5 protein-coding genes are annotated in these 3789 nt (G+C 60.6%); 3 read left to right on the top strand and 2 right to left on the bottom strand.

The window, feature by feature from the left end; genetic code table 11:
- Positions 1–1207 (top strand): glutamate-cysteine ligase family protein (locus F4V54_RS10355; RefSeq protein WP_150387085.1); only part of this gene is annotated, 1207 nt, incomplete at its 5' end.
- Positions 1208–1222: 15 nt separating this feature from the next.
- On the top strand, positions 1223–1843 hold the full coding sequence (locus F4V54_RS10350) for a DedA family protein (protein ID WP_034666322.1): 621 nt from the start codon (positions 1223–1225) through the stop codon (positions 1841–1843).
- 142 nt (positions 1844–1985) lie between these two features.
- Here F4V54_RS10350 and F4V54_RS10345 read toward each other — a convergent pair whose 3' ends face one another.
- On the bottom strand, positions 1986–2810 hold the full coding sequence (locus tag F4V54_RS10345) for a DNA-formamidopyrimidine glycosylase family protein (protein WP_150387084.1): 825 nt from the start codon (positions 2808–2810) through the stop codon (positions 1986–1988).
- An 11-nt stretch (positions 2811–2821) separates the two neighbouring features.
- On the opposite strand from F4V54_RS10345, the gene F4V54_RS10340 reads away from it, so the two are divergent.
- Complete coding sequence (locus F4V54_RS10340) at positions 2822–3049, top strand: hypothetical protein (protein WP_150387083.1); 228 nt, start codon at positions 2822–2824, stop codon at positions 3047–3049.
- Positions 3050–3074: 25 nt separating this feature from the next.
- Here F4V54_RS10340 and F4V54_RS10335 read toward each other — a convergent pair.
- The coding region (locus F4V54_RS10335; protein ID WP_428840494.1) for an Lhr family helicase at positions 3075–3789 on the bottom strand (715 nt) is incomplete at its 5' end.

Genomic DNA, 3789 nt, shown 5'->3' with positions numbered 1-3789 from the left:
GGACGGGCTGCGGCAGCTGCATGAGGGGCTCGATGTGCGGCTGGCGGCCGTGAATAAGGCGGCGCAGAAAGCCGGCGCGCACGTCGCGATGATCGGCACGCTGCCCACCGTCACCACAGACTACCTGCAAAGCGACGAGTGGATGACCCCCGAGAACCGCTATGCTGCGCTGTCCAACATGGTGCTCGAAGCGCGCGGTGAGCTCGTGCATATCGATGTCTCCCGGCAGGAACGCTACCGCGCCACCTTCGACGACATCGCCACCGAATCCACCTGCACCTCGATGCAACTGCACCTGCAAGTCGCACCGGACCGCTTCCGCGACGCGTGGAACGCCTCCCAAGCCATCGCCGGCGTGCAAGTAGCGCTGGGCGCGAACTCGCCACTGTTCATGGGTCACCGGACGTGGCATGAATCGCGTATCCCGGTGTTCAAACAATCCATTGACACCCGCACTGCCGTCCTGGTCAACCAAGGTGTGCGGCCACGCGTGTGGTTCGGTGAACGGTGGATCACCAGCGTCTTTGACCTGTTCGAAGAGAACGTGCGATATTTTTCGCCGCTCATCCCGGAATCCCGCACCGCCGCCGGCAAACCCATCATGGACGGCAACAGCCCCGCGCTGCACTACCTCAACCTGCACAACGGAACCGTGTGGCGCTGGAACCGGCCCATCTATGACCCCTCGCTGGAACTGTCCCACATCCGCGTGGAAAACCGCCTCCTCCCCGCCGGCCCCACCACCGCCGACATCATCGCGGATGCCGCCTTCTACTACGGTCTAGTGAAATTCCTCGGCGAACAAACCCGCCCCGTCTGGTCCCGCCTCACCTTCGAGGACGCCCGATCGAACTTTTATGAAGGCGCCCGTGACGGCATCGGCGCCACCATGGTCTGGCCAACGCTAGGGCGTATCGACGTATCCAACCTCGTTCTCAACCACCTCCTCGACCAAGCCCACGAAGGCCTGAAAATGCTCAAGGTGGATGAGGACCTCAACGAAAAATACCTAAGCATCATCGAGGGCCGCGCCTGGAACCGCCAAAACGGTGCCACCTGGCAGCTAGACGTTTTGGACAAACTCGGCAACGGCACCAAACCCGACACCCCGGAGCGCCAAGAAGCCCTAGCAAAGATGCTTGCGGTCTACCTGGAAAACCAGAAGTCTGGATCACCGGTTCACACTTGGTCCACTGACGTCCAGTAAGGCAGACTATCCCACATGTCTGCCATCATCGATTGGATTGTCGGTCTCATGGACACGCTCGGCGCCCCCGGCGTCGGCATTGCCATCCTACTTGAGAACCTCTTCCCACCCATCCCCTCCGAAGTTGTCCTGCCGCTGGGCGGTTTCACCGTTGCTCAGGGCTCGCTAAACTTCGCCGCAGTGTTCATCTGGGCCACCATCGGTTCAGTGGTGGGCGCCTACATTCTGTATGGCGTGGGTGCGTGGCTGGGCGCAGAACGCCTGCGCGCCATCGCGGACTGGATGTGGCTGGTCAAGGCCTCAGACGTGGACAAATCCCTCGAATGGTTTGACCGCCACGGCCGTCCATCCATTCTGTTTGGCCGTTTGATTCCCGGCATCCGCTCCCTCATTTCCATCCCCGCCGGCCTGGACCGCATGAACCTGCTCACCTTTGGTCTTTGGACCACCCTTGGTTCCGCCGTCTGGAACTTCATCCTTATTTATCTGGGTTTCACGCTAGGCGACAACTGGGAGGCCGTGACCACCTACATCGACCAGTATTCAAAGGTCGTCTATGTTCTGTTGATCCTGGTGATGCTGGGATTCCTCGTATTCTTTATTAGGCGCGATGTGAAGGAAAAACAGGCTGATTAGTTGGGGTTTGACTTGGCTCGGGGCTCGCGTGCCCGGAGTGTTCGCGTGTTCAGGGTGAAGGATTCAACACCGCGCCTCGCAGCGACCTGGGGCTTTAGATAAACGACAGGCCCCGAGTGCGAAATCCTTCACCCCACACCACTTACCAAGCACCAGCCTCTGGCTGACAACTAGGGCACCACCAGATCACGCGCTCCAGGTCCCCCTGCCCGCCGAGGACCCCTTGAGTGATCAAGGTGGTACACCGGCGGCAAGGTTTGTTGTTCCGCCCAAACACGTACGTGGTTTCACCAGCGCGCTTCACGCCGGTGGTCACTCGCTTGACCTCGTCCTTATTCGCCCACATGAGCCGGCGAGCAATTTTCAACATGTTGGCCACGCCGTCTTCGCCGACCTCCGCAACCGTCCGCGCCGGGTGAACACCGGCCAGGAAACAGATCTCTGCGCGGTACTCATTACCGATCCCCGCCACACGCTGTTGGTCCAGCAGGCTCCTACCGATTTCCCGTCCCGGATCAGCAAGAATCCGGCGAGTAGCTTCCTCGATATCAAAAGTTGGGGCCAAGAGATCCGGTCCCAGATAGCCCATCTCGGCCTCAAACAAACGCGCCGGGAACACATCAACCAAGCCCAGGGAATGGCCGACCAGCTCAATGTCCCCACCTCTATCAACGAGCTGCAACACCACACGTGCAGTGTGCCCGGGTTTAGACCAGCGAGAACCTGCACGATGGACGGACCAAGAGCCTTCCATTTTCAGGTGCGTGTGCAGGATCTGCGACTCATGTCCATCCGCGCCGAACTGCATGAACAAGTGCTTGCCGTAGGGCCAGACACGTTCGACGGTCATGCCGGTGAAATCGGATGTGGCAAAGCGCGGGACACGCAAGGAGCAGCGTGTGACCTCACGCCCCTCCATGAACTGAAGTCGCTTGGACAGCTGGTATACCGAATCACCTTCAGGCATACTCGAATACTATGTTCAACCTCTTTGGCTACAAACCGACCCCTGAAGAATCACTCATTGGCTTTTTCACTGACATGGACGAGGCAGTTGAGTGGGCGCGCGGCGTGCTCAAAGAAACCGGAACTGATCCGGAGCGTGAATTTGTCAAGGCTGTGAAGGACATTCGCACCGCTAACCGTCGGCTCGGCCTCGTGGCTGCTGCCCACCTCATCAAAGAGGTCAATAACCGCACACACTGATCTACTGCACTGGGTCGACCGCCAATCAGTTGTCAAAACTCAGCGAATCGAGCTCCTCGAGCGCTTCGGCAACGCTCCTACCCCGCCGCTTGGGTGCAGCGACAGTTCGGCCACCGATCTTCGCGCCGCGTGGGGAGGCAGCGGCACCATAATTCTTCAGCTTGAACGCAGCTTCGCCATTGAGCTTTTCGACTGTCAACGGCGTCATCCTGCCCACCCCCACCACATCCGTCAGTGCACCCACAACCATGGTGAGCAGTTCATCTTCGCTGCCGACGCCTTCGGGGAATCCGTCGAAGAAGGTGGTCATGGTTTTGCCGCCGCGGGTGAGGTGGGATGCGAGGAGACCGTCGATAAGCACGACGAGTGCTCCGGCTGAGCGGGTTGGTCCGGCTTCGGGCCACGGGAGTGCGGCGCCGTAGGGATTGGCGGGGTCGGTGGCGGCCAGCACGTAGACCTTGGGTTCTTTGGTGCCGGAGGGCCAGCCGACGAGGTCGTCTGAATCCTGGTGTCCGCGCAACCGGTCGATCGTGGCGGGAGTGGAGAATTGTGCCGCGCCGAGACCTTCGACGAGGTAGCCGCGCATGGCCTTGCCACCTTCTTCGAAGGTGGCAAGGGACTTGTACGCCAGCGCGAATCCGCCGAGGACGTCTTCCGCGACGATGCTGCCACGGGTGACCACGCCATAGCGGTCGAGCCAGGCCTCCCCGTGCGCGAGGGAGCGCTGGGTGGGGTCGGTG

Origin of the sequence: Corynebacterium tuscaniense, from assembly GCF_008693065.1 — a bacterium.
GTDB classification, from domain to species: domain Bacteria; phylum Actinomycetota; class Actinomycetes; order Mycobacteriales; family Mycobacteriaceae; genus Corynebacterium; species Corynebacterium tuscaniense.
The sequence above is the reverse complement of the archived record's forward strand: the minus strand, read 5'-3'. Positions and strand labels throughout refer to the sequence as shown.